The 22,111-nt window shown below is 55.1% G+C and carries 22 protein-coding genes and 5 tRNA genes; 13 read left to right on the plus strand and 14 right to left on the minus strand.

From position 1 onward, the window contains the following. Nucleotides 1-48: 48 nt before the first annotated feature. Nucleotides 49-1,101 (plus strand): alpha/beta hydrolase, encoded by a 1,053-nt coding sequence (locus ACJJU9_RS18565; RefSeq protein ID WP_407729244.1) that lies wholly within the window; start codon nt 49-51, stop codon nt 1,099-1,101. An 82-nt stretch (nt 1,102-1,183) separates the two neighbouring features. Continuing rightward, a complete protein-coding gene (locus tag ACJJU9_RS18570) occupies nt 1,184-2,077 on the plus strand; it encodes a LysR family transcriptional regulator (RefSeq protein ID WP_407729246.1) in 894 nt (297 codons plus the stop codon). Between the two features lie 75 nt (nt 2,078-2,152). On the opposite strand, the gene ACJJU9_RS18575 is transcribed toward ACJJU9_RS18570, so the two are convergent. Then, on the minus strand, nt 2,153-3,223 hold the full coding sequence (locus tag ACJJU9_RS18575) for an SDR family oxidoreductase (RefSeq protein WP_407729247.1): 1,071 nt from the start codon (nt 3,221-3,223) through the stop codon (nt 2,153-2,155). 74 nt (nt 3,224-3,297) lie between these two features. Here ACJJU9_RS18575 and ACJJU9_RS18580 point away from each other — a divergent pair, with 74 nt between their 5' ends. From ACJJU9_RS18580 to ACJJU9_RS18590, 3 genes are all read left to right on the plus strand, one after another. Continuing rightward, entirely contained in the window at nt 3,298-3,705 is a 408-nt protein-coding gene (locus ACJJU9_RS18580) for a MerR family transcriptional regulator (RefSeq protein WP_407729249.1), read from the plus strand. A gap of 186 nt (nt 3,706-3,891) precedes the next feature. Then, a complete protein-coding gene (locus ACJJU9_RS18585) occupies nt 3,892-4,380 on the plus strand; it encodes a GNAT family N-acetyltransferase (protein WP_407729251.1) in 489 nt (162 codons plus the stop codon). 162 nt (nt 4,381-4,542) lie between these two features. Then, a complete protein-coding gene (locus ACJJU9_RS18590; RefSeq protein WP_407729252.1) occupies nt 4,543-5,136 on the plus strand; it encodes an endonuclease domain-containing protein in 594 nt (197 codons plus the stop codon). A gap of 186 nt (nt 5,137-5,322) precedes the next feature. Here the strand turns inward: ACJJU9_RS18590 and ACJJU9_RS18595 are convergent, their stop codons facing one another. Then, nucleotides 5,323-6,216, minus strand: a complete 894-nt coding sequence (locus ACJJU9_RS18595) for a LysR family transcriptional regulator (protein ID WP_407729253.1) — start codon at nt 6,214-6,216, stop codon at nt 5,323-5,325. 94 nt (nt 6,217-6,310) lie between these two features. On the opposite strand from ACJJU9_RS18595, the gene ACJJU9_RS18600 reads away from it, so the two are divergent. Beyond that, nucleotides 6,311-7,477, plus strand: coding sequence for an MFS transporter (locus ACJJU9_RS18600; protein ID WP_407729255.1), 1,167 nt, complete (start codon nt 6,311-6,313; stop codon nt 7,475-7,477). A 91-nt stretch (nt 7,478-7,568) separates the two neighbouring features. On the opposite strand, the gene ACJJU9_RS18605 is transcribed toward ACJJU9_RS18600, so the two are convergent. After that, on the minus strand, nt 7,569-8,369 hold the full coding sequence (locus tag ACJJU9_RS18605; RefSeq protein ID WP_407729256.1) for a GNAT family N-acetyltransferase: 801 nt from the start codon (nt 8,367-8,369) through the stop codon (nt 7,569-7,571). Nucleotides 8,370-8,458: 89 nt separating this feature from the next. Further along, nucleotides 8,459-8,659 (minus strand): hypothetical protein, encoded by a 201-nt coding sequence (locus tag ACJJU9_RS18610; protein WP_407729258.1) that lies wholly within the window; start codon nt 8,657-8,659, stop codon nt 8,459-8,461. 396 nt (nt 8,660-9,055) lie between these two features. On the opposite strand from ACJJU9_RS18610, the gene ACJJU9_RS18615 reads away from it, so the two are divergent. Beyond that, on the plus strand, nt 9,056-9,967 hold the full coding sequence (locus tag ACJJU9_RS18615; RefSeq protein WP_407729260.1) for a hypothetical protein: 912 nt from the start codon (nt 9,056-9,058) through the stop codon (nt 9,965-9,967). Here the strand turns inward: ACJJU9_RS18615 and ACJJU9_RS18620 are convergent. Together ACJJU9_RS18620 and ACJJU9_RS18625 are read right to left on the minus strand one after the other, a co-directional pair. Further along, a complete protein-coding gene (locus tag ACJJU9_RS18620) occupies nt 9,953-11,296 on the minus strand; it encodes a site-specific DNA-methyltransferase (RefSeq protein WP_407729261.1) in 1,344 nt (447 codons plus the stop codon). The two genes, ACJJU9_RS18615 and ACJJU9_RS18620, sit on opposite strands and share 15 nt — an antisense overlap. Before the next feature lie 606 nt (nt 11,297-11,902). Continuing rightward, nucleotides 11,903-11,979: transfer RNA gene (locus ACJJU9_RS18625), tRNA-Arg, on the minus strand. A 594-nt stretch (nt 11,980-12,573) separates the two neighbouring features. Here ACJJU9_RS18625 and ACJJU9_RS18630 point away from each other — a divergent pair. The 5 genes from ACJJU9_RS18630 to ACJJU9_RS18650 all read left to right on the plus strand — a co-directional run bounded on the left by ACJJU9_RS18630 (nt 12,574) and on the right by ACJJU9_RS18650 (nt 16,514). Then, nucleotides 12,574-12,924 (plus strand): DUF6124 family protein, encoded by a 351-nt coding sequence (locus ACJJU9_RS18630; RefSeq protein WP_401094825.1) that lies wholly within the window; start codon nt 12,574-12,576, stop codon nt 12,922-12,924. Nucleotides 12,925-13,399: 475 nt separating this feature from the next. Beyond that, nucleotides 13,400-14,938 (plus strand): NCS1 family nucleobase:cation symporter-1, encoded by a 1,539-nt coding sequence (locus tag ACJJU9_RS18635; RefSeq protein WP_407729262.1) that lies wholly within the window; start codon nt 13,400-13,402, stop codon nt 14,936-14,938. Between the two features lie 59 nt (nt 14,939-14,997). After that, a complete protein-coding gene (locus ACJJU9_RS18640) occupies nt 14,998-15,726 on the plus strand; it encodes an aspartate/glutamate racemase family protein (protein ID WP_407729264.1) in 729 nt (242 codons plus the stop codon). A gap of 343 nt (nt 15,727-16,069) precedes the next feature. Next, entirely contained in the window at nt 16,070-16,318 is a 249-nt protein-coding gene (locus tag ACJJU9_RS18645; protein ID WP_153330474.1) for a hypothetical protein, read from the plus strand. Between the two features lie 19 nt (nt 16,319-16,337). Continuing rightward, nucleotides 16,338-16,514, plus strand: coding sequence for a PA3371 family protein (locus ACJJU9_RS18650; protein WP_173430620.1), 177 nt, complete (start codon nt 16,338-16,340; stop codon nt 16,512-16,514). On the opposite strand, the gene phnN is transcribed toward ACJJU9_RS18650, so the two are convergent. Beyond that, on the minus strand, nt 16,502-17,080 hold the full coding sequence (phnN, locus tag ACJJU9_RS18655) for a phosphonate metabolism protein/1,5-bisphosphokinase (PRPP-forming) PhnN (RefSeq protein WP_407729265.1): 579 nt from the start codon (nt 17,078-17,080) through the stop codon (nt 16,502-16,504). The two genes, ACJJU9_RS18650 and phnN, sit on opposite strands and share 13 nt — an antisense overlap. 374 nt (nt 17,081-17,454) lie before the next feature. On the opposite strand from phnN, the gene ACJJU9_RS18660 reads away from it, so the two are divergent. Continuing rightward, a complete protein-coding gene (locus tag ACJJU9_RS18660) occupies nt 17,455-17,781 on the plus strand; it encodes an Arc family DNA-binding protein (RefSeq protein WP_048367856.1) in 327 nt (108 codons plus the stop codon). 109 nt (nt 17,782-17,890) lie between these two features. Here ACJJU9_RS18660 and mgtE read toward each other — a convergent pair whose 3' ends face one another. The 7 genes from mgtE to ACJJU9_RS18695 form a co-directional block, all read right to left on the minus strand. After that, on the minus strand, nt 17,891-19,333 hold the full coding sequence (mgtE, locus tag ACJJU9_RS18665) for a magnesium transporter (RefSeq protein WP_407729267.1): 1,443 nt from the start codon (nt 19,331-19,333) through the stop codon (nt 17,891-17,893). Nucleotides 19,334-19,819: 486 nt separating this feature from the next. Beyond that, nucleotides 19,820-19,896, minus strand: a tRNA-Arg gene (locus tag ACJJU9_RS18670). A 70-nt stretch (nt 19,897-19,966) separates the two neighbouring features. Beyond that, nucleotides 19,967-20,043, minus strand: a tRNA-Arg gene (locus ACJJU9_RS18675). Nucleotides 20,044-20,113: 70 nt separating this feature from the next. After that, a tRNA-Arg gene (locus tag ACJJU9_RS18680) sits at nt 20,114-20,190 on the minus strand. Nucleotides 20,191-20,297: 107 nt separating this feature from the next. Further along, nucleotides 20,298-20,388 (minus strand) — tRNA-Ser (locus tag ACJJU9_RS18685). Between the two features lie 61 nt (nt 20,389-20,449). Next, complete coding sequence (gene csrA / locus ACJJU9_RS18690; RefSeq protein ID WP_003175645.1) at nt 20,450-20,638, minus strand: carbon storage regulator CsrA; 189 nt, start codon at nt 20,636-20,638, stop codon at nt 20,450-20,452. A gap of 184 nt (nt 20,639-20,822) precedes the next feature. Beyond that, complete coding sequence (locus tag ACJJU9_RS18695; protein WP_048367860.1) at nt 20,823-22,058, minus strand: aspartate kinase; 1,236 nt, start codon at nt 22,056-22,058, stop codon at nt 20,823-20,825. Between the last annotated feature and the right edge of the window lie 53 nt (nt 22,059-22,111).

Here is a 22,111-nt window from a genome sequence, read left to right on the forward strand (position 1 = left end):
CCCAAATAGGTTTGCAACTGCCGCCCTTTTTTTGCTCAGGAGTTTCACGTGAAGAACACCCTCAAAGCCACGTTCATGTCGGCATTGGTCGGCCTCTCGGCAGGCGAAGCCCTGGCCGCCGATTACCAAAAGAACCCGTTCACCCTCGCCTATGATGGCGCGATCAGCACCAACGAACCGGGCAAGGTCAACATCCATCCGGTCAGCTACAAGCTCAATGGTCTGGACATCGCCGCCAACGTCTATACCCCGGCTGGCTATGACGCCAAGAAGACTTACCCGGCCGTGGTCGTTGCACACCCCAATGGCGGCGTGAAGGAACAAGTCGCCGGTCTGTATGCCCAACGCCTGGCCGAACAGGGCTACATCACCATCACGGCCGATGCGGCGTATCAGGGCGCCAGCGGTGGTCAACCGCGCAGCATCGATAAACCGGCGTACCGTATCGAAGACATTCACGGCATGGCCGACTTCATCAGCCAGTTTGCCGGCGTTGATGACAAGCGTCTGGGGCTGCTCGGGATCTGTGGCGGCGGTGGTTATTCGTTGGCGGCGGCGCAAACCGACAAACGCTTCAAATCGCTGGCCACGGTGAGCATGTTCAACTCGGGCCGGGTGCGCCGCAACGGCTACAACGACTCGCAAATGGACAGCATCCAGCAACGCCTGCAACAAGCGTCAGCTGCCCGCGCGCAAGAAGCGGCCGGCGGCGAAGTGCTGTATTCGGGCGATGCCAACCTCACCGAAGAGCAAATTGCCAAACTGCCCTTCGAGCTGTATCGCCAAGGTTATGAGTACTACTGGAAGACCCACGCGCACCCGAACTCGACCTTCAAATACACCACCAGCAGCCTGATCGACTTGATGCGTTTCGACGCCACTGACCAGATCGAGTTGATCAACCAACCGTTGCTGATGATCGCCGGGAGCAAAGCCGACAGCCTGTACATGACGCAGGACGCCTTCTCCAAAGCCACCGGCACCACCGACAAAGAACTGTTTATGCTCGACGGCGCGACGCACATCGAAACCTATTGGGTGCCGCGTTATGTCGATGCCGCGATTGGCAAACTCAGCGCGTTTTACGCCCGCACCTTGTAATCAACCCTCTTGGGGGTCGCGCATCGGTGTGCGACCTGCTTTTATGGATGAATCCCGCGCCCCTCATGAGAGGTTCTCATCAATGTCCCGCGCCAACCTTAACGACCTGCAAGCCTTCGTGGTCATCACCCGCGAAGGCAGTTTCACCCGCGCAGCCGCCCAGCTTGGCGTCTCGCAGTCGGCACTGAGCCACACCCTGCGCACACTGGAAAGCCGATTGGGCGTGCGCTTGCTGACGCGCACCACGCGCAGCGTTTCACCGACCGAGGCGGGCCAGCGGCTGTATCAGTCGATGGCGCCGCGGTTCGATGAGATCGAACTCGAACTGGCCGCGGTCAGCGAGTTTCGTGACACCCCGGCGGGCACCGTGCGGATTCAAGCATCCGAACATGCCGCCAACAATATTCTGTGGCCCAAGCTTTCAAAGGTGCTGCCCAACTATCCGGACATCCATGTCGAAATCACCGTCGACTACGCCCTCTGCGACATCGTCGCGCAACGCTATGACGCCGGTGTTCGCCTGGGAGATCAGGTGGCTAAAGACATGATCGCCGTGCCGGTCGGGCCATCCTTGCGCATCGCCGTTGTGGGCTCACCCGAGTATTTCAAACAGCGGCCAATACCGAAGGTGCCCGGTGATCTGGCGGCGCAAAACTGCATCAATCTGCGCCTGCCTACCCATGGCAGCCTGATGCAATGGGATTTTGAAAAGGATGGTCACGAACTGAAGGCCCGTGTCGAAGGGCAATGGACGTTCAACAGCAGCGTGCCGATCCTGCGGGCGGCCGTGGCGGGGTGTGGCTTGGGCTTTCTGCCGGAGGACATGGTGGCGCAGGAGCTTGCCGACGGTAGGCTTGTGCGAGTGCTGGAAGACTGGTGCCAACCCTTCGCCGGTTACCACCTCTACTACCCCAATCGCCGTGAACAGTCATCGGCGTTTGGCGTTGTCGTTGAAGCGTTACTTTACAAGCCTTGATGCATTGATAAATCGGCAGCGATGAACATGCCGCCCTGCATCGACGGCACACTGTTTGAGGACACGTCAGCGGGCTTAGCCCCTGGCCAGGCAATGTGAGTTGACGAACGTTGCAGTGTGCTGCAAAGACTGGCCTATCTCTGGCTTGGCTATTCCATGCCTGTTGGCAAATTGCTCGACCGCCGTTGTATCGAAACGCGTGGTCTGAATAAAGTCCAAGGCTTCGGGCTGGGTATTCAACATCCGCGCGACGGGAGGGATACGCAGCAGTAATTTCAGTAATCGCAGTGAAATAAAGTAGTTGGGAGACTTTATGCCCAAAGGGTGTGCCAACTGCTTCAAGAGTTCCCGCAAATCTGGCGTTTGGTCATCAAGCGCCAGTAGTTCCTGCCCCGCCATGGCAGGATCAAAAGCACACGCCGCCACCAGCTCAACCAGGTAATCCACGGTGACCAGTGGCAGCCAGTGCCTGGCGGTACCCGGCACTGCCGTCAGTTTTCCCTGGATAAGGTTGCGTATCAGTTCCACTAGCGGCTGACCGTCAACGATATGCCCCGTGCGGCTGTGGCCACAGACCGTCGCGGGGTGGACAACCGTCATCTCCTCTCCTTTGGCGGCCATGACGTCTAAGGTCGCAAAATGCGCTTCCAGCTTGCTCGCCTCGTAACCACCGACTTGCCGGTAGACGGCAGGCCAATTCGTGCGCTGCGGATAACGAGGATCAATACCGATGCGTTGCAGATGATCATGGTTTTTCAGCATGTAGCCGCCGATCATCACTAACCGGCTTTTTTGCTCAGCCGCCAGCAGCGCAACGCGTTTTGCCCCTTCTACGTTCACCGCACGAGATTGCTCGATTGAAAGCCCCCACGCGAAGTGGGCGCCCAGGTGGAACACGACGCTGGCGTGCCGTAGCACTTCTCGATCAGCAAGACTCAGCCCCAGAGAGTCCCGTTGCAGATCACCCGCTACGGCAAATACCCGGCTTGCACACCCGCCCAACGTATCGATTTGGTCGCGCAGCTCAGCCAGTCGCTCCGGGCGACGCATCAACACCCGAATGGTGTGACCCTGTGCACTCAGGTACGCCACTAAATGTTGACCGATAAAACCGGTCCCCCCCGTGACAAAGCACTCCACGCCCATTTCCCAGTTCCTTGTTTGAGGTCAGGAGCCGAGCGTAAACTGTCGACCCAACTCTAGGGTCAAGCGGTGTTTTCATGAAAATCGGCGAACTCGAAGCCCGCAGCGGTGCCAGCCGCCATACGCTACGTTACTACGAGCAAATCGGCCTGATCTCACCGCAGCGGCGGACGAACAACTACCGCGATTACACAACGCAAACGCTGCACGACCTGGACTTTATCAAGCGCGCACAAAGCATGGGATTTTCCCTGGGGGAAATAGGCGAGATTCTGGATGCGCAGCGCAATAAGCTGATCGATTGTGCTGACGGCGCCAAGCTCATTGAAAAAAAGATGGCAGAAGTCCAACTGAAAATCGCCAACCTCCAAAGTATTTATCGGTATCTGGATGAAGAGCGGGCAAACCTTGAAGCCAGTGCTGCTAAACAGCTTGAGTTGGAGCGGTTGAATAACTCATTCGGACAACAGGGGTTGGGTGGTTAAGTGGCGTCCGTTCGATAACTTGTAGACGTCTGGCGGTGGCTGATAGTAGATGGTTGTGAAGGGTGGCTTTCGGCCAAGAGCTGCCGCTCACCAAGGGCAAATATCAGCCATTTGCGCAGATAGCATTGCTTTCAATCCCCTGAGCTAGTCGCTAAATTACTGACTCATGGAGCTTAGAGACGAGCAATGAAACTGAACCACAGGCCAGTGAAGGCTAGCGACGTAATAAAGATCTGCGGCTTTCCTCAAAACGCTCAAGAGTTGTTTTTCATGTTTCCGAAGGCGCACTTCCCGCTAACGGAAACGCAGTTGAATATCGCGATCTCCCAACGCTTCGACTCTACCGTTGTGGAGATCAATGGGACTGTCGTTGGGTTTGCCAATTTCTATCGAGCTGAACGCAATGGCGTTTGCTGTATCGGCAATGTCATCGTCTCGCCGAGCGCTCGGGGCGAAGGAGTGGCTACGTTTATCGTAGAGACGATGACCGGTTTGGCATTCAAGCGTTATGGAGCCAACGAGGTGCAGATTTCCTGTTTTAACGAAAACACGGCAGGGCTGCTGCTCTACCCCAAGCTTGGGTTTGTCCCTTATTCCATTGAGGAGCGACCTTCTTTGGGAAACGGCCGATCGGCCCTCATACACATGACGCGCAGCAGAAGCTCGACAGATTGAATACACCGTCGATGACTACCGTGGATGACAGCCTGAAATCGACCCATAGCATCCCTTAGCCAGGGGCCACTAACGGCAATTGGAGGTCCAGATTACCTATAGCTACTTACAGTGGTAGGAGCTATACACTTACGGCTTTTCTACATAGGCAAGAGTGAATTTATGACCTATTTCCAGCGCGGCCTTTTAGCCGCTGTACTGATAGTCATTGGTTTTTTCTTCTGGCCGTTGCTCGGGGTCGGCGGCCTCATTGCCTGGTCGGTCTACAGCGACATTCGAAATGAGCCGGAACGCAAGAGGCAGGAGGCGCAAGTCGCCGCCCGCATCAATGAGCCCGTTACGGTAGAGGACATGCGCTTTACCTGCGATTCTCCTGCGGAAGAAGCCTTCTTCGACACTATGGTCTGCGCGTACAAGATGACGACGGGGCCAGGTTGCATCGCGGGTGAAGGCATAAAGCTACGTACCCAGGTTGGGCTCGGCAGGCTGCACATCGGGCGCAACTCTGCATGGAGCCAATTCCGGGGAGACTTTCTAATCGACGAGAAACTCGTGGTCGAAATCGACGGAGAGACGTGGCACGGCAGTCGCGACGCCAAGGCCAGAGACGCCGCGCGCGACGAGATCATTCGCGCGGAGGGTTACACGGTCTTGCGTATTCCTGCGACCATTGTCTTTAACTCGCCTACTGAGGCAGTAAGACGGGTCGAGGAGGCTCGCCACCGACTGCGCGCCGCGGCCTATACATGTGCGTGAAATTAACAACACCGATAATTCGTTGTCAGCTTCGGCCGAAAGCCGCCTTTCGTGACGTACTAGCGGACTTTCACGACAGCCATTTAAGACGTGCAGACGCCCCATCCATCTATTGATAGGGCACGCAAAAAAGTTTTGCTCACTTCAACATCACAAGCCTCCGAAAATATCAGCTCACGCCTGCGCTTATATCCGGTGATGTTCCAGCAAGAAGTCCACGAACAATCGCACCCGCGCCGGCATTGCCGCCCCGCCGACGAACACCGCATGAATCGGTTCGCGCTCCCCGGGGTTCCAGGCTTCCAGCAGCGCAATCAGGTCGCCGCGCTGCAAGTCCTCGCGCACGCTGAACTCACCGATACGTGCAATGCCGGCACCTACTCGCGCGAGTTGTGCCAGCGCTTCACCACTGCTGCATTCGATGTTGCCGCTGACCTTTAGGGAGAACTCTTTTCCATCGCGGATGAACGGCCAGTTGGGTTCGGCACGCCGGAAGTTGAAGCGCAGGCAGTTGTGCTGCAACAGGTCTTCTGGTTCTTGGGGGATGCCGTGGCGTTGCAGGTACTCGGGCGATGCCACCACGACCTGGCCGGTTTCGCCGATCCTGCGCGCGGTCAGCGGGCTGTCGGGCAGGTGGCCAAAGCGGAGCGCAACGTCGGCCTGCCCGCCGAGAATGTCGACCACTTCGTCGCCCAGGGTGAGGTCGACGACGATGTTCGGGTAACGGGCGCTGAATGCTGCAACCAAGGGAACGATGGCCACCCGCCCATGGACAAAGGCGGCACTGACCCGCAATCGCCCCTTGGGTACGCCCTGGTCGGCGATGGCTTCTTCGACCTCGTCCATGTCGGCCAGGATACGCCGGGCACCGCGCAGGAACGCTTCGCCCTCGGCCGTGAAGGTGATCGCTCGGGTGGTGCGCAACAGCAGGCGGGTGCCAAGGCGTTGCTCGGTACGCGCGATGATCCGACTGACTGCCGAGGGTGTAAGGCCCAGTGCACGCGCGGCGGCCGACAGGCTGCCTTCCTGCGCCACGGTGGTGAACACGCTCATTTCACCTGACCTGCCGTTGAAGTCCACTTGTGCCTCCCGCGCAAAGGTGATTGCCAAAAATGCTATCTACCGCTTGAAAAGACTGGATCGTAGCATTAGCGGCATAGATAAGGAGCCTTTTATGCGTATCAATCCACCCCTTGTAGCACTCGCCATCGGTGCCTTTGGCATCGGCGTAACAGAATTCGCCCCCATGGGCATGTTGCCGGGTATCGCTGCGGACCTGGGCGTTTCCATTCCCGCCGCCGGTTTGCTGGTCAGTGCTTATGCGCTGGGCGTATTGCTCGGTGCACCGCTGATGACCCTGACCACCGGCAAGATTCCCCGGCGCTATCTGCTGGTCGGGCTCATGGCGATTTTCACCCTGGGTAATCTGATGTCAGCTTTGGCCACCGATTACTACAGCCTCATGGTCGCCAGAGTGGTGACCTCACTGAGCCATGGTGCATTTTTTGGCGTTGGCTCCATCGTCGCCGCCAGCGTAGTCGCCCCGGAAAAACGTGCCGGGGCGGTTGCGGCGATGTTCATGGGCCTGACCCTGGCGACCATCGGCGGTGTGCCGCTGGCCACCTGGTTTGGTGAACTGTTCGGTTGGCGCACCGCGTTCTGGGGCATCACTGGCCTCGGCTTGTTGACCATGGCCGCATTGTGGTTCGCCCTGCCTAACCTGAAGACGCCGCCAAGCGCGGGTGTCATGGCCGAAATTCGAGTACTGGGGCGCGGCCCGGTGCTGGGCGCCTTGGCCCTGACCGTCGTCGGATCGAGCGCAATGTTCACCGTCTTCACTTACATCGCGCCGATCCTCAGCAGCGAGACCCAGGGTTCCACCGCCTACATCACCGCCATGCTGGTACTGTTTGGTGTGGGCTTGACGCTGGGCAATATGTGGGGCGGCAAGGCCGCTGACCGCTCGATAGATCGCACTTTGATCGTGTCGCTAAGCGTGCTGATTCTCGTCTTACTGGCGTTCACCCTGCTGATGCGTTGGGAAGTGCCGGCTGCACTGGCCATCCTGATATGGGGCATCGCCAGCTTCGCCCTGGTGCCGCCGCTACAGATGCGCGTCATGGAAGCAGCCAAGGACGCGCCCAACCTTGCCTCTGCGGTGAACATTGGCGCCTTCAACTTTGGCAACGCGATTGGCGCAGCGCTGGGCGGAGCGGTGATCAGCGCGGGTTGGGGTTATCCGGCGATTTCCCTGGCAGGAGCGGCGATGGCGGGTCTGGGGTTGCTGATGGTGTTGGGTTCTGTTTGGCGTTCTAGAGCGGTTGAAGTCGCGGTGGTGTGAGGGGGATGAGGGGCGGCAAGTGACAGGATTGCTGCCCTTGGTGAGGGGCGGCAATCGACCAGAAGCGGCCGCTCCTTCTCAGCCGTTTATTTCAGATACCTGCCAGACGGTACAGTGCCTGGGCATGGGATGCCGTGAACCCGGCACGCTCCAGATTTCGGCGGCTTTGGGAGCTGGCCAGCGCGGTCGCAACCACCCATTGACCGCCATGTTTCTTTGCTTGCTCTAATCGGTGAGAAATCAGGGCTGCGTGGTAACCGTAGCCCCGAGCATCTTTTCGAGTTGCCGCCGTTCCAAGGTAGGCAACACCATTGCTGGCCAAGTACATCGAAGCCCCTGCTACCACCACTCCCTGCGCTTTCAAGACATAGATTTTCAGACGTCCATCAGGCCTCTGCCCTGCAAAGGAAGCCTGATTCAGCAACCGATGCTCCGGCTTAGTATGAAAGCCAGCCGCGTGCACTTCTGCGAATAGAGGCAGAGTTTTCGGCGTGACCTCTTCAATTTCGAATGAGTGATAACTCAAAATCACGTTTTCAATAGCACACGCTAATTGCAGGTGAGTCCAGCCCCTCAAACGCTCAAGCCGTTCCTCGCCCAAAATGGCGTATTGCTCCAGCGCCGAAGATTTTCCGAAAAGAGGGGTGACAGCCGATCGCTCCGCTGAGTCATTGAGCAATTTCAACACGGCCAAGGGGTCGCTGGCGATGTCACCGTAGATGCGGTTGAACATCGGGCTAGGCGATGCTTTTACTTGAAAGCACGGAAAGTCAGCATTGAAAAAAACACGTGCACCATAAGGATTGCCGCTGACATCTGCCAGATTCTCAACGCGCGAACGTAAATACTCGCATTCTGCGGCCTCAATCTTATGAGCCAATTCAACATCCATGTTCATCGCCCTTTTTCAGGATTTTCTGGAGGGGTAAAACGCATCGAGCAATACGCTTGTATCCGGCACGCACAGTGGCGGTTTCAGCTTTATTGCCCGCTTTGGGTCATTAAAAGCACTCGGCCGTTTCCTTCGAAAGCCCAGCAATAGCAATATTTTGGATTCTGCGCAGGTGTTCGCTTAGAAGAAATGTTGTGCCAATTACTGACATCAATACCCGCCATAGCGACTGAATCGTAAACACGCATTTTGGTTGTAGGCTTTAGCTTTTCGCGCAAATCGCTGCTCATAGAATCCTTTTCCGCATTAGCGGCTACGCCTGATTAATCCATCAGCACACAACTTGAAACCCTTAGGGGTCGGCAACGAAGAAGCCGTACCCTGGTTAATCCGCGTCGACAGGCTTGATCGCATCCGCCACCACCAGAGCAACGGTGTTCACAATAAATGTTGGGGTAGGTAGTCGAAAGGCAGTGATCACAGTTATTTGGGATGGACAGTTGCAGCGGCTGCTATGAAGCAGCCTGCTGCGTTGGAGGTTTGTTCGTAGTTGGTTGTATGAGCAAAGTTAAGGTTACTCCCCCGCATTGAGGCTGCAGATAATCGACCATCAGACAAATCGGTGCTACCAATTTGCCACCCATTCAAGTGAAAATACCGCCTTTTTGTCAAGGAGGGTGCAGGGTATGGAAGGTGAAAATTACTTCAGTCAGATTCCGCTTGGTGAAGTACAGAAAATCGTGACGCCCATCGATGCTTCTGTGAAATTTCCTGAGATCTTAGAAATTCTTTTAGAAAAATATCAAGATGATATTAATTTGTTTCAAAACTTGATTTTCCAGTCATCGTCGTCCGAAGAACTACTTGGCTACATAAGATCTACTAATTACAACGCAAAACAGCGTATGTCGTTACTAAAGATGTTCAGACGATGCGTGAGCCCTGTTTGCGACACAGAGGCGACAAAGAAAATAAATACTATCTCGACTCACGCCTTGATAGAAGCATACGGCCCAACATTTAAACCAATTCATGAACTGCAAAGTCAGTTTGCGAATATCTCACCCACGACAATGAGCGCACTTGCGGTCTTGATTGGCGAGTATGACACTCGAGGCCAATCGGGCTATGCTCTAACTGATTTGTTTTTTAACTGGTTTACAGGAACTCATGGCCATGAAATGACCATCGAGGGGCCCAGAGGTGCCGGCAGAGATATTGAGCTAAACACAATTTTCCCGAAGTTTGTTGGTCAGTACCCGTTAGACTTTGTAATTAGACTCAGCACCACCGGAGAAGTATTAGCCGTTGGGTTTGCCAGGTATGATGCGACTAGAGGAGGCGCCCAGTCGGATGATCGAACAGGAGGAAACTCTCATAAAGTGATGAAAGCTAAAGAATACAATCAAACAACAGGAGATTTGATTAAGCTAATCTTCCTTTCCGACGGGCCGGGACTTATGCACAAAGACACTTGGCTTGAAGCCTGCAACCTTGATTCTTCTTGGGCCGATAATGTGCGGGTTACGACACTCAAAACTGCTAATGCACGTGTAACCCGCGAATGGCTTCTAAATGCTATATCAAATAGAGCCTAAAGCTTCTATCTCACTGTAAAAGTCTTCGGCAACATGAGCGTCAACTAGAAAATCAAAACTAGACGACGCTCGATTTTTTTTGACCGTGTTTTCAGCATCAATCGATGCAAACAAGTCCACGATTTTTTCCGACTTTCCTGGCTTATTAACAAAATCGCCCATAGGGTTTGAACCGTGCCGGAGACGAGTAATCGTAGCTTTAATAGCCTCAAAGGATTGATCTAGACCAATCCACTGCCGATTCAGGTCACTAGCGGCATTTAGGGTCGTGCCTGAGCCACAAAACGGGTCAACCACTAAATCGCCCTCGTCACTGCTTGCCCCAACAATGAGCTTTAGCATGCTGAAGTTCTTTTCTGTTGGGTAACCTGTGATTGCAATACTTTGATGATGAGCGTCTCGAAAGCGATCCCAATAATCTGAATAAGAGATCAGCTTGTCGTCTGTTAGGTAAAGCTTCCTTCTGGGATTACCGTTTCTAGACCAATGGATCTCGCCTGCCTGGTCTAAAGCCTCCAGTTTGGAAGGCACATACTGCCAGTGCTTACCTGGCGGCGGCATCATATCACGCCACGCCTCACCCGTCTCACCATTACGTGTGCCTGGTGCATGGATAGGCACAAGCTTGTAACGCCCCCTAGCATCAACTTTTGTATATTCTTTTTCAATCCAAGCATCGTCGGGCTTTTCGCCAGGCTTATTCCACTTGTAGTTATCAGACTTAGTGTAAAAAAGAATGTAATCGTTCGTATTTGAGAATGAGTGCTTAGTGAAGTTTTTGCTGCTACATTTTTTTCGAGTGATAATATTTCTAAAATTTCGCGGCCCAAATATTTCATCAAGGATCACTTTAAGGTGCGAAACCATCTGATGCCCAATATGGACATAAATTGATCCATCGTCCGTTAGAAGCTCTCTCATTAGAATAAGTCTGCGACGCATAAACTCTACGTAATGCGCAGTACCAAACTGATCTTTATATGCGTGCGCCAAATCCCTAGAGTGAAACTCCATTCCGGTATTATAAGGCGGATCCAGATATATCAAGGTGGCTCGGCGGCCACTTTTCAAAAGTTCATGAAGACCAAAGAGATTATCACAAAGCAAGAGTTTATTATTGAGCCCAGCAGAACTAGCAAATCCTTTTTGACCGGGAATTATGAAGTCCGATGGCAGATATTCAAGAACATCTTTTTCCGAAAGGCGGTTTGGATAATGCATAACCGGCAATGCGGACGAGGCTGGCAGAGGATGAGGATCCCGCCCTGGTATGGATGCTATTAGTGCATCTGCCGATAGTTTTTCGCGACCTGAAATGCCGGTAGCCATGCGTTTGCTTTCCCCCTAATTGAGGCGCACAGGGTAACCCATGTGGTTACCGAATGAAATGGTATTTTTGCATTTTCCTGGGCCTGAAAATGCTCAAAAAATGAGCAATGCTAAGCTCACAAGCTGTAAAAAATAGGCAGCGCCTCCAAAGACGGTAGCTGTTCCAGCTGAGCAGTCTAGGGCCAAGCAACTATCTTTTAGGTACTGGTAGTCCTGACCTATCGCTCTTCTCACGCCTAAAGGAGTGCAACGCGCAATGGCAGCCGATAGCGTTCCGCCCACCCTGCGATGACCAGACCAGAAACCGCTAAGACTCCTCGTAGCATAGTGACACCGACGCGGTTGGAAATGCGGCGGATCTCTGGGAGCCTTCTGTTTGGATCTAGAGGGTGGGAAGGAGGGAGGCGATTCTAAATGCCTTCCCCATAGCTGCTATTCGAAAACCATCCTACGAAATATAAGGCAGAGTTTGGGGAGCTCTGTCTTCCTTTCGACCGTCTAGTATGCCTTTCTGCTTGGCTACGAAGACTTCCGGCGAGACGCTAGCCCGGTGATAGCCTGCTAGACGCCATCACACCGGCTAAGCAACCAACCTATTGAAAAATATGGTGTCCCAGGGCAGGTTCGAACTGCCAACCTTCCCCTTAGGAGGGGGATGCTCTATCCAATTGAGCTACTGAGACAAACGTTTGCGCCACACGCTGATGGCGTGACGCAGAGGACGGCGTGCATGTTAACGGGCATGCCTTTGTTTGTCATGTCGTCCGTGGGCTTTTTGCGTGTGGGTGGGTGCGCTACAGGGTGGAGGGTGGGTGGTTGGGTATCGCAGCCTCGCTGCGCGAGTCAGCGACTACGGGGTGGTTGGGGTGGCGGGATTTTTGCGGGGATCAAAAGATCGCGAGGCAAGCTCGCTCCTACAGTTTGATTGGGGATGGTGGCGGGGGTTGGTGCAAAATAAGGCTTTTCGTACGACGCTTCGCTTTCCATCTGGAGAAACTTCCGAGAAAATCCCATTCGCTTGCGCCTGTTCAGTCCGGGGAATAGTCTCGGCCCATCGCTGTCTTTCAGCGGTCGGGTTTAGTAGCCCGACTTGCAAACTTGGCGCAAGTCGCCACCTCCGCAAGGCGCTTTTTTTCGGCCTGCGTTTTATGGTGGCCGTGCGCAGGGCACTTTCAAGTGCGCCGGTTTCCAAGTTTGCCGGTCTACTAACCTGCGTACGGCTGCCTCCCCCTCGTTTAGTAGCGATTAAGGGCAGCTCCCTAAACTTGGAGAGACCTATGAAGAAGATTGTTCCCGATCCACCTACCCTCCCCTTGCACGAGGCTGCTCAGTGCAGTGATGTGTCGTTGGACCGTGCCGCCGCTGAGCGTGCACTGGACTTTTATTTGCTCGACCCTAAGCCTCCACGACACGTGGATCAGGCCACGTATGTCATCCCCGACAGTGTCAATTTAGAAGCGGCTTTGGCCCAGGCGTCAGACTTGTTGCGCTGCGCGGGCGCTTCGGCGAGTGAGGCGGGAAATGGTCTGAGCGGCCATGCACGCAGTTTGGTGTTGTCGACCATGCACTTGGTGGAGCTGGCCAAGGCGTATGTCGATAAGTCGCTGGATGGTTTGACGACGCACTAGAGCAGTACGTGCCTGGGTGCAAGCAGGCACGGTTTTCAAGATTAAGAGCTCGCGAGGCAAGCTCGCTCCTACAGTTAAAAATCGTATACAGGTTGTCACATAACGGTGCACTCATTGGGTGCGACGCGGGGGGCGTGCATCAAAAAGTAACAGCCTTTTTGGGGCGCACACTTTTGGGCGTTTGCTGGTTTTTCCTGCCTTACGCATTTCACGCTTTTTTATACTTTTTTAATTCATCTTATTTTTCAAACTGTTACAGAAGTATTCGAAGTTTCTGAGTACACGCACGCTGCCGCGGCGCGGTTGGCTGGCATGAATATCGCTTTGAGCTAAACGACACTTGTATACAAATACGTACGAAATTAAGTACACGTTGTTTAGTAGCTTGCACCCTAACTGCAGGCATAACGCGGACTTCATCACCAGTGATTCCACCCTGTCATGACGCAGGTACGGGGTCAGGAGCTTGCCCAGAATGCGCACAAGACTCTCCAGCACTATCGCTCTGGATTTACCCTCTTCCGTTACTACCCCGCAATCGCTGGTGGACAGCTCGTCTGCCACGCTGGCGCTCAGCCCACGCTTGCATAACAACGATCTGGCACCGACCAAAGCTGAAGGTCGACGCTGGGGGCGTTACAGCATTTTTGCGCTGTGGACCAATGATGTGCACAACATTGCCAATTACTCGTTCGCCATCGGTTTGTATGCACTGGGGCTGAATGGTTGGCAGATTCTGCTCTCGCTGGGCATCGGTGCAGGGCTGGTGTTTATGTTTATGAACCTGTCCGGCTATATGGGCCAGCGCACCGGGGTGCCGTTTCCGGTGATCAGCCGTATCAGTTTCGGTGTGCATGGGGCGCAGATTCCCGCGTTGATTCGTGCAGTTATCGCGATTGCCTGGTTCGGGATTCAGACATATTTGGCGTCGGTGGTACTGCGCGTGCTGCTGGTGGCGGTGCACCCCGGTTTTGCGGCGTATGACCATGACTCGATCCTGGGGCTGTCGAGCCTGGGTTGGGTGTGTTTTGTGGCGATCTGGCTGGTGCAACTGGTCATCCTGGCGTATGGCATGGAGATGGTGCGCCGTTATGAGGCCTTTGCCGGGCCGGTGATTTTGCTGACGGTAATAAGCCTGGCGGCGTGGATGTACTTTCAGGCCAACGGCACCATCGCCTGGTCTAACCGCGTGCCGCTGAGCACCGCCGAGGTGTGGCGCAATGTGTTTGCAGGCGGGGCGTTGTGGCTGGCGATTTATGGCACGTTGATTTTGAATTTCAGCGACTTTTCCCGTTCTTCGCCGTGCTGCAAAACCATCAAGGTCGGTAACTTCTGGGGGTTGCCGGTGAATATTCTGGTGTTCGCCGGGATCACCGTGCTGCTGTGCGGCGCGCAGTTTCAAATCAACGGGCAAATTATCGAAAGCCCGACGCAAATCATCGCGTCCATCCCGAATACGTTTTTCCTGGTGTTGGGCTGCCTGGCGTTTCTGATTGTGACGGTGGCGGTGAATATCATGGCCAACTTTGTCGCCCCGGCGTTTGTGCTGAGCAACCTGGCGCCCCGCCATTTGACGTTTCGCCGCGCCGGGATGATCAGCGCCACCATTGCGGTGCTGATTCTGCCGTGGAACCTCTACAACAGCCCGCTGGTGATTGTGTATTTCCTGTCGGGCCTGGGTGCCCTGCTCGGCCCGCTTTACGGGGTGATCATGGTGGATTACTGGCTGCTGCGAAAAGGTCAGATCGATGTGCCCGCACTGTATAGCGAAGACCCACGCGGCGCTTATTTTTACTCACGCGGGGTCAATATGCGCGCCGTGGCGGCCTTTATACCGGCAGCGCTGATCGCCATCGTGCTGGCGCTGGTGCCGGGGTTTCATGAGGTGTCGCCGTTCTCCTGGTTGATTGGTGCGGGCATCGCGGCGCTGTTGTATCTGATTTTTGCCAAGCGCCAGGCGCATTACGCCAGTGTCAGCGGCGAGTCGATTGCGGTTGATAACGTCAGCCATTGAGTGTTGTGCGGCCCGCGGATGGCGGGCCGTGTTTTTACTTTTTTGTTGCAGGAGCTTGCATGCGAATTCTCGTGGTCAACGTCAATACGACTGACAGCATCACCCAGGCCATTGCGCGACAAGCGCAGGCGGCCGCGGCGCCCGGGACTGAGATTATCGGGCTGACCCCGGATTTTGGGGCTGATTCGGTTGAAGGCAATTTTGAGAGTTATCTGGCCGCCATTGCGGTGATGGACAAGGTCATGTCCTACGACCAGCCGTTTGATGCGGTGATTCAGGCGGGTTATGGCGAGCACGGGCGCGAAGGTTTGCAGGAGTTGCTCAACGTGCCGGTGGTGGACATTACCGATGCGGCAGCCAGCACGGCGATGTATGTGGGCCGCGCGTATTCGGTGGTGACCACGCTGGATCGCACGGTGCCGTTGATTGAAGATCGCCTGCGCCTGTCGGGGTTGTGGGATCGCTGTGCGTCGGTGCGGGCCAGCGGCCTGGCGGTGCTGGAGCTGGAGGAATCACCCGAGCGCGCGCTGGAGGCCATTGTGCGCCAGGCCGAGTTGGCGGTGAGTGAGGACCGCGCCGAGGTGATTTGCCTGGGCTGTGGCGGTATGTCCGGGCTGGATGAGCAGATTCGTCAGCGCACCGGGGTGCCGGTGATTGATGGCGTGAGCGCGGCGGTGACGGTTGCTGAGTCGCTGGTGCGCCTTGGGTTGTCGACGTCCAAGGTGCGCACGTATGCGCAGCCGCGCCCCAAGGTGATTTCGGGGTGGGCGGCGAAGTTTATGCGGTAGTTTTAGGTTAGATTTTTAGAGCAAAAGCCCCTCACCCTAGCCCTCTCCCGCAGGAGAGGGAACTGATTGGGGGGTGCTGAAGATAATTGGCCATTAACACCTTGCGTTGAATCCAACGCCGCGAGAGCGTTTGCGTCAGGTTTTTAGTCACTTCCCCGCCTGGTTTTCCAGCATCGTGCATTTTGCATTACACCAAAAAGCCATCATTGCAATTTGCAATTGAAAGGCCCTCGCAACCTTCATCAAACCGTTGATATATAAGGGTTTTATAAACAAAAAGAGTTGGCATGATGCCTGCTCTATTCATGGCATCACCTAATTCTAAGAGATGACTGCCATGACCATGAACAGCACCCTTTTCTTGTTGAATGTTCTTGCCCTGGCGGTTTTGACTGGCTTTCACTTTTACGCCGACCCGGTTGCCGCCGAGCCCGGTATGGATGTAGCCGGCACGTACAGCAAACCTCATACGCCGATGCCACAACGGGCCGTGATGATGGGTAACAGCCACGTTACCCCGCATTTGGCCACCGAGCGCTCAACCACTCCTGCCGCCTTCGAGAACACCCAGGGCGATCGCTGGGTTTTCTGAAAATAGAGATGTCTAATCCATGTCCAAAATTGCTTTCGGCTTGTTGATGCTCGCCCTGCTGAGCCTTGCTCTGGGTCTGTTCTCTCAGGACGAGTTGGGGAATACGCCGTTGATTGCCGCCACCGTGTTTTTTGCTGGCTGGCTGGTGGCCCGCGCGCTGGGTCGCCGCTTCAAGTTTGATCCTCAGTTGCGCTGAGGCGTCGCGATGGCGGCATCTATGAGCGCGAGCAAGCGCTGAACGCCAATCTGCAAGGCGGCCGAGTTGTCCAGCAGGTGCACGTCGTCTGCGACTAACGCTTCTACAGACTCCAAAAAGAGTTCATTGCGCGCCAGACGGGCGTTTATTTCTGCCGGGGTTTCTCGGCCACGGGCCAGCAAGCGCTGACGCAAGACGTCGGTATCAACCCGCAACATAATCGCCAGCAAGTTCGGGTAGCGTTCGCGGGCCTGTTTCAGGTGCCCTCTTGATCCGTTGACCAATACGTGGCGCCCGGCCGCCAGCCAGTGATCCAGCTGCACGGGTATGCCGTATTCCAGGCCATTGGCTTGCCAGTCCAGAGCAAAGGCGCCGCTGGCCTTGAGTACTTGGAACGCTTCGCGGCTAACGCCAATCGCTTCTTCACCTGCCGACTCTGCCGAACGGGTAATTACCCGCTGGATCACTTCACATCCGCGCGCCGCCAAATCAGGGCGTACAGCTTCGATCAGGCTGTCTTTGCCTGAGCCTGAAGGCCCCATCAAATAGATCAATTTACCTGGCACTCGGTGGATCTCCGGGACGCGGCTGCGTAAGGCTGGGTTCACCCGCACAGGGTGAGGAGGCAACAAGATGGGGGCTGCTAAGAAGCATTCAAGTCAGTCAATGATGGCCTTTACACATAATGGTTCCTTTTAGAAAAGCCGATAGCCTGTAAACTACGTAGGACAACGCACATTTTTGACAATAGGTGCTGGCTTATAGCCTTTATCCCGTTCAATATTTGTCACAGAATTGACGCCAGGGAAGTGGCAGATATGAGGCATGATGCGCGCCTCTTTGCAATTCAGGTTGAACATTTGGCCACAAGCCTGGTCTGAAACCATAGCTTGCGGCCAATTTCCGAGAACCGCTCCCCTGAACTAACCGGTTAACTATAATGCGCCCATTGAAACAGGCAATTTACTCAAGCCGTACGGCTGACAAGTTCGTCGTACGCCTGCCAGACGGAATGCGTGAACGCATTGCCGAAGTGGCTCGCAATCACCACCGCAGCATGAACTCCGAGATTATTGCTCGCCTGGAGCAAAGTCTCATTCAAGAAGGTGCACTGGGTGATGAACCTAGCCTGCGTCTGGACAGCCCTGAGCTTTCCCTGAACGAACGCGAGTTGCTGCAACGCTTCCGCCAACTGTCTCACCGCCAACAAAACGCTTTGGTTTCCTTGATTGCTCACGATGTTGAAGCTACATCCGACGCGTCTTGATTTAACCCAGGCAACAAAAAAGCCAGCGCTCTGCTGGCTTTTTTATGCGCGCTGTTCAGGCGCCCATAAAAAAAGCCTGACGGGCTAGTTGCCGGTCAGGCCTTTTTGGTCAGAGCAAGAACAACGTTGCCAGCCCCAGGAAGATAAAGAACCCGCCGCTGTCTGTCATGGCGGTGATCATTACACTCGCGCCCATGGCCGGGTCACGCCCGAAGCGGGCCAGCGTCATGGGGATCAACACGCCCATGAGCGCCGCCAGCAGCAAGTTGAGCGTCATGGCGGCTGTCATCACCACCCCCAGCGACCAGCTGCCGTATAGCAGGTAGGCGACCACACCGATCACCCCGCCCCACACCACGCCATTGATCAAGGCCACGGCCAGCTCTTTGCGCATGAGACGCTTGGTGCTGCCGGTGTTCACCTGGTCCAGCGCCATGGCGCGCACGATCATGGTGATGGTCTGGTTACCGGAGTTACCGCCGATACCGGCCACGATGGGCATCAGGGCCGCCAGGGCCACCAGTTTTTCAATCGAGCCTTCAAACAGGCCGATCACCCGTGAAGCAATAAAGGCGGTGATCAGGTTGATCGCCAGCCAGGCCCAACGGTTACGCAGAGATTTCCACACCGAAGCGAAGATGTCTTCTTCTTCGCGCAGACCGGCCATGTTGAGGACTTCGCTTTCGCTTTCCTCACGGATCAGGTCAACCATTTCGTCGATGGTCAAACGGCCAATCAGCTTGCCGTTTTTGTCGACCACCGGCGCCGAGATCAAGTCGTAACGCTCAAACGCCTGGGCGGCATCGTAGGCGTCTTCGTCCGGGTGGAAAGTCACCGGGTCGCTGGCCATGACGTCAGCCACTTGTTTTTCAGGGTCATTGACCAGCAAACGCTTGATCGGCAGCACGCCCTTGAGCACGCCGTCGTAATCGACCACAAACAGTTTGTCGGTGTGGCCAGGCAATTCTTTGAGGCGACGCAGGTAACGCAAGACCACTTCAAGGCTGACGTCTTCACGGATCGTCACCATCTCGAAGTCCATCAGGGCGCCGACCTGATCCTCGTTATAGGACAACGCGGAGCGAACGCGCTCACGCTGTTGCGCATCGAGGGTTTCCATCAGTTCATGGATGACGTCTCGCGGCAGCTCAGGGGCCAGGTCAGCAAGTTCGTCGGCGTCCATCTCCTTGGCGGCAGCCAGGAGCTCGTGATCGTCCATGTCGGCGATCAGGGTTTCACGCACAGAGTCAGACACTTCAAGCAGGATGTCGCCATCGCGGTCAGCCTTGACCAACTGCCAGACGGTCAGACGATCGTCCAGGGGCAAGGCTTCCAGAATGTAGGCAACGTCTGCGGAGTGCAGGTCTTCCAGCTTGCGCTGGAGCTCAACAAGGTTTTGGCGATGAACCAGGGTCTCGACGCGATCCTGGTGCTGGCCTTCCTGACGGTGTGTCAGGCCCTCAACCACGCGCTGGCGGTTGAGCAGCTCAATCACTTGAGCCAGGCGGCTTTGCAGGCTGTCTTGCGCTTTCTTTACTTCAACTTCGGTCATAGGCGAACTCCACTCCCAGCAGCAGGGCACGCCGGAAGGATCAATCAGTCAATTCATGATTGGAAAAACGGGATGCTGAGTTACTACTGGGTAAGTCCATGGAGGTATTCCACAAGCCCCGGCGGGGCTGACGGGCGCAATCATACACGGCTTAAAAATTAATGACGCTATAAATCTGTGGAGATAACAAACGTTTACGGCTGCGTCTGGACCGCTGAATCTGCGACGCTAAAAGCGCTTGGCAGAGCACACCTTTTTTATGAATCTTCGTGCGGTCTGGCATTTTTTAGAAGATCAACAGATCGCGAGGCGAGCTCGCTCCTACAGACAGACCTCGCCCGGCCCGGTTAATTCCTGGAGGCGGGTTCACGATAAACAGAAGATAAGTCGGGGACGTGACAAAAAAGGCTGCCTGCCGGGGCGATTCGATATTTCATAAATCGCAGACAGCAAAAAGCCCGCATAAAATGCGGGCTTCTTGGTGTATGGTGCACTCGACAGGATTCGAACCTGTGACCGCTCGGTTCGTAGCCGAGTACTCTATCCAGCTGAGCTACGAGTGCAAGTTGTGTTTGTTAAACCAGACCACCCTGGTTGAAGCAAAGTTAACTACCGGAGCAACTAACTTATAAATGGTGCACTCGACAGGATTCGAACCTGTGACCGCTCGGTTCGTAGCCGAGTACTCTATCCAGCTGAGCTACGAGTGCAAGTTGTGTTTGTTAGACCAGCCCACCCTGGTTGAAGCAAAGTTAACTACCGAAGCAACTAACTCTTAAATGGTGCACTCGACAGGATTCGAACCTGTGACCGCTCGGTTCGTAGCCGAGTACTCTATCCAGCTGAGCTACGAGTGCATTTGAAGCTGCGTATTATAGACCGTTGAATCTCTCTGCCAAGTGTTTTTTTCAATAAATTCAACAACTTACTGAAGTGGCTAGATTCTAACGTGCTACATGAATAATGGCGGAGAAGGGGGGATTCGAACCCCCGACACCCTTTTGAGGTGTACTCCCTTAGCAGGGGAGCGCCTTCGGCCACTCGGCCACCTCTCCGCAACACGGGGCGTATAATAACCAGCCTTTTCCCCGTATGCAACTAAAAACTTAAATAAAATTAAAGACTTGGTTCCTCGTCCTTTTCTTTCTTGATCCGCAGGTAGATTTCCTCGCGGTGCACGGCCACTTCCTTGGGCGCATTCACACCAATTCGCACTTGGTTTCCTTTGACGCCGAGCACGGTCACAGTAATTTCACCATCGCCTATGATCAGGCTTTCTGCGCACCGGCGAGTCAGAATCAGCATACGTTTCTCCTCACACTTACATTCAGGGACAACAGTCTGCAAAAAAAAAGGGCTTGGGCTTGCAGCTATATAGCGACAAAACCCTGCGCCCTTAGTATTGACCAACATGGCAAAAGATAAAGCCCTGTGCCACATCCATCAAAAAAACAAAGGGCGCGGGTTCACCGCGCCCTCTGGGCAACGCTTACTCGCCCTGCCGGGCAGGTGCGTCCAAATCAAAAGCCGTGTGCAGGGAACGCACCGCGAGCTCCAGGTACTTCTCTTCGATCACCACCGACACTTTGATCTCGGAGGTCGAGATCATCAGGATGTTGATGTTCTCTTTGGCCAACGATTCGAACATGCGGCTGGCAACGCCTGCGTGCGAGCGCATGCCCACGCCGACAATCGACACCTTGGCAATGTTGGTATCGCCGACCACTTCACGGGCACCGATCTCGCGGGAGGTGTTTTCCAGGACCTCAAAGGCGGCCTGGTAGTCGTTGCGGTGCACCGTAAAGGTGAAGTCGGTGGTGTTATCGTGCGCAACGTTCTGCACGATCATGTCGACTTCAATGTTGGCCGCGCTGATCGGGCCGAGGATTTTGAATGCAACACCCGGGGTATCTGGCACGCCACGGATGGTCAGCTTGGCTTCGTCGCGGTTGAAAGCGATGCCAGAAATGATCGGCTGTTCCATGGATTCCTCTTCATCGATAGTAATGAGGGTGCCCGGACCCTCTTTAAAGCTGTGCAATACGCGCAGCGGAACGTTGTACTTGCCAGCGAACTCAACGGCACGGATCTGCAACACCTTGGAGCCCAGGCTGGCCATTTCCAGCATTTCTTCGAAGGTGATCTTTTCCAGGCGCTGAGCCTTGGCCACAACCCGTGGGTCGGTGGTGTAGACGCCGTCAACATCGGTGTAGATCTGGCATTCGTCAGCCTTCAGGGCTGCCGCCAGCGCCACGCCGGTCGTGTCCGAGCCACCACGGCCCAAGGTGGTAATGTTGCCGTTTTCATCCACGCCCTGGAAACCAGCAACCACCACTACGCGCCCTTCCTTCAGGTCGGCGCGAATTTTCTGGTCGTCAATTTTCAGAATGCGGGCTTTGGTGTGCGAACTGTCTGTCAGGATGCGCACCTGGCTACCGGTGTAAGACACCGCTGGGACGCCGCGCTTGTTCAGCGCCATGGCCAGCAAGCCAATGGTGACTTGCTCGCCGGTGGAGACAATCACGTCCAGCTCACGAGGCAACGGCTGATCGCTGATCTGTTTGGCCAGATCAATCAAACGGTTGGTCTCGCCGCTCATCGCAGACAGCACAATAACCAGGTCGTTGCCGGCTTCGCGAAACTTCTTAACTTTATCGGCGACCTGCTCGATTCTCTCGACAGTGCCGACCGAGGTGCCTCCAAATTTTTGTACGATCAAAGCCATTTCAAAGCAGCCTCAGCCCATAAAGGGCGCCCATTTATCATTCAAACGACGCG

It is taken from the genome of Pseudomonas helleri (genome assembly GCF_045830615.1).
Taxonomy (GTDB): Bacteria; Pseudomonadota; Gammaproteobacteria; order Pseudomonadales; family Pseudomonadaceae; genus Aquipseudomonas; species Aquipseudomonas helleri.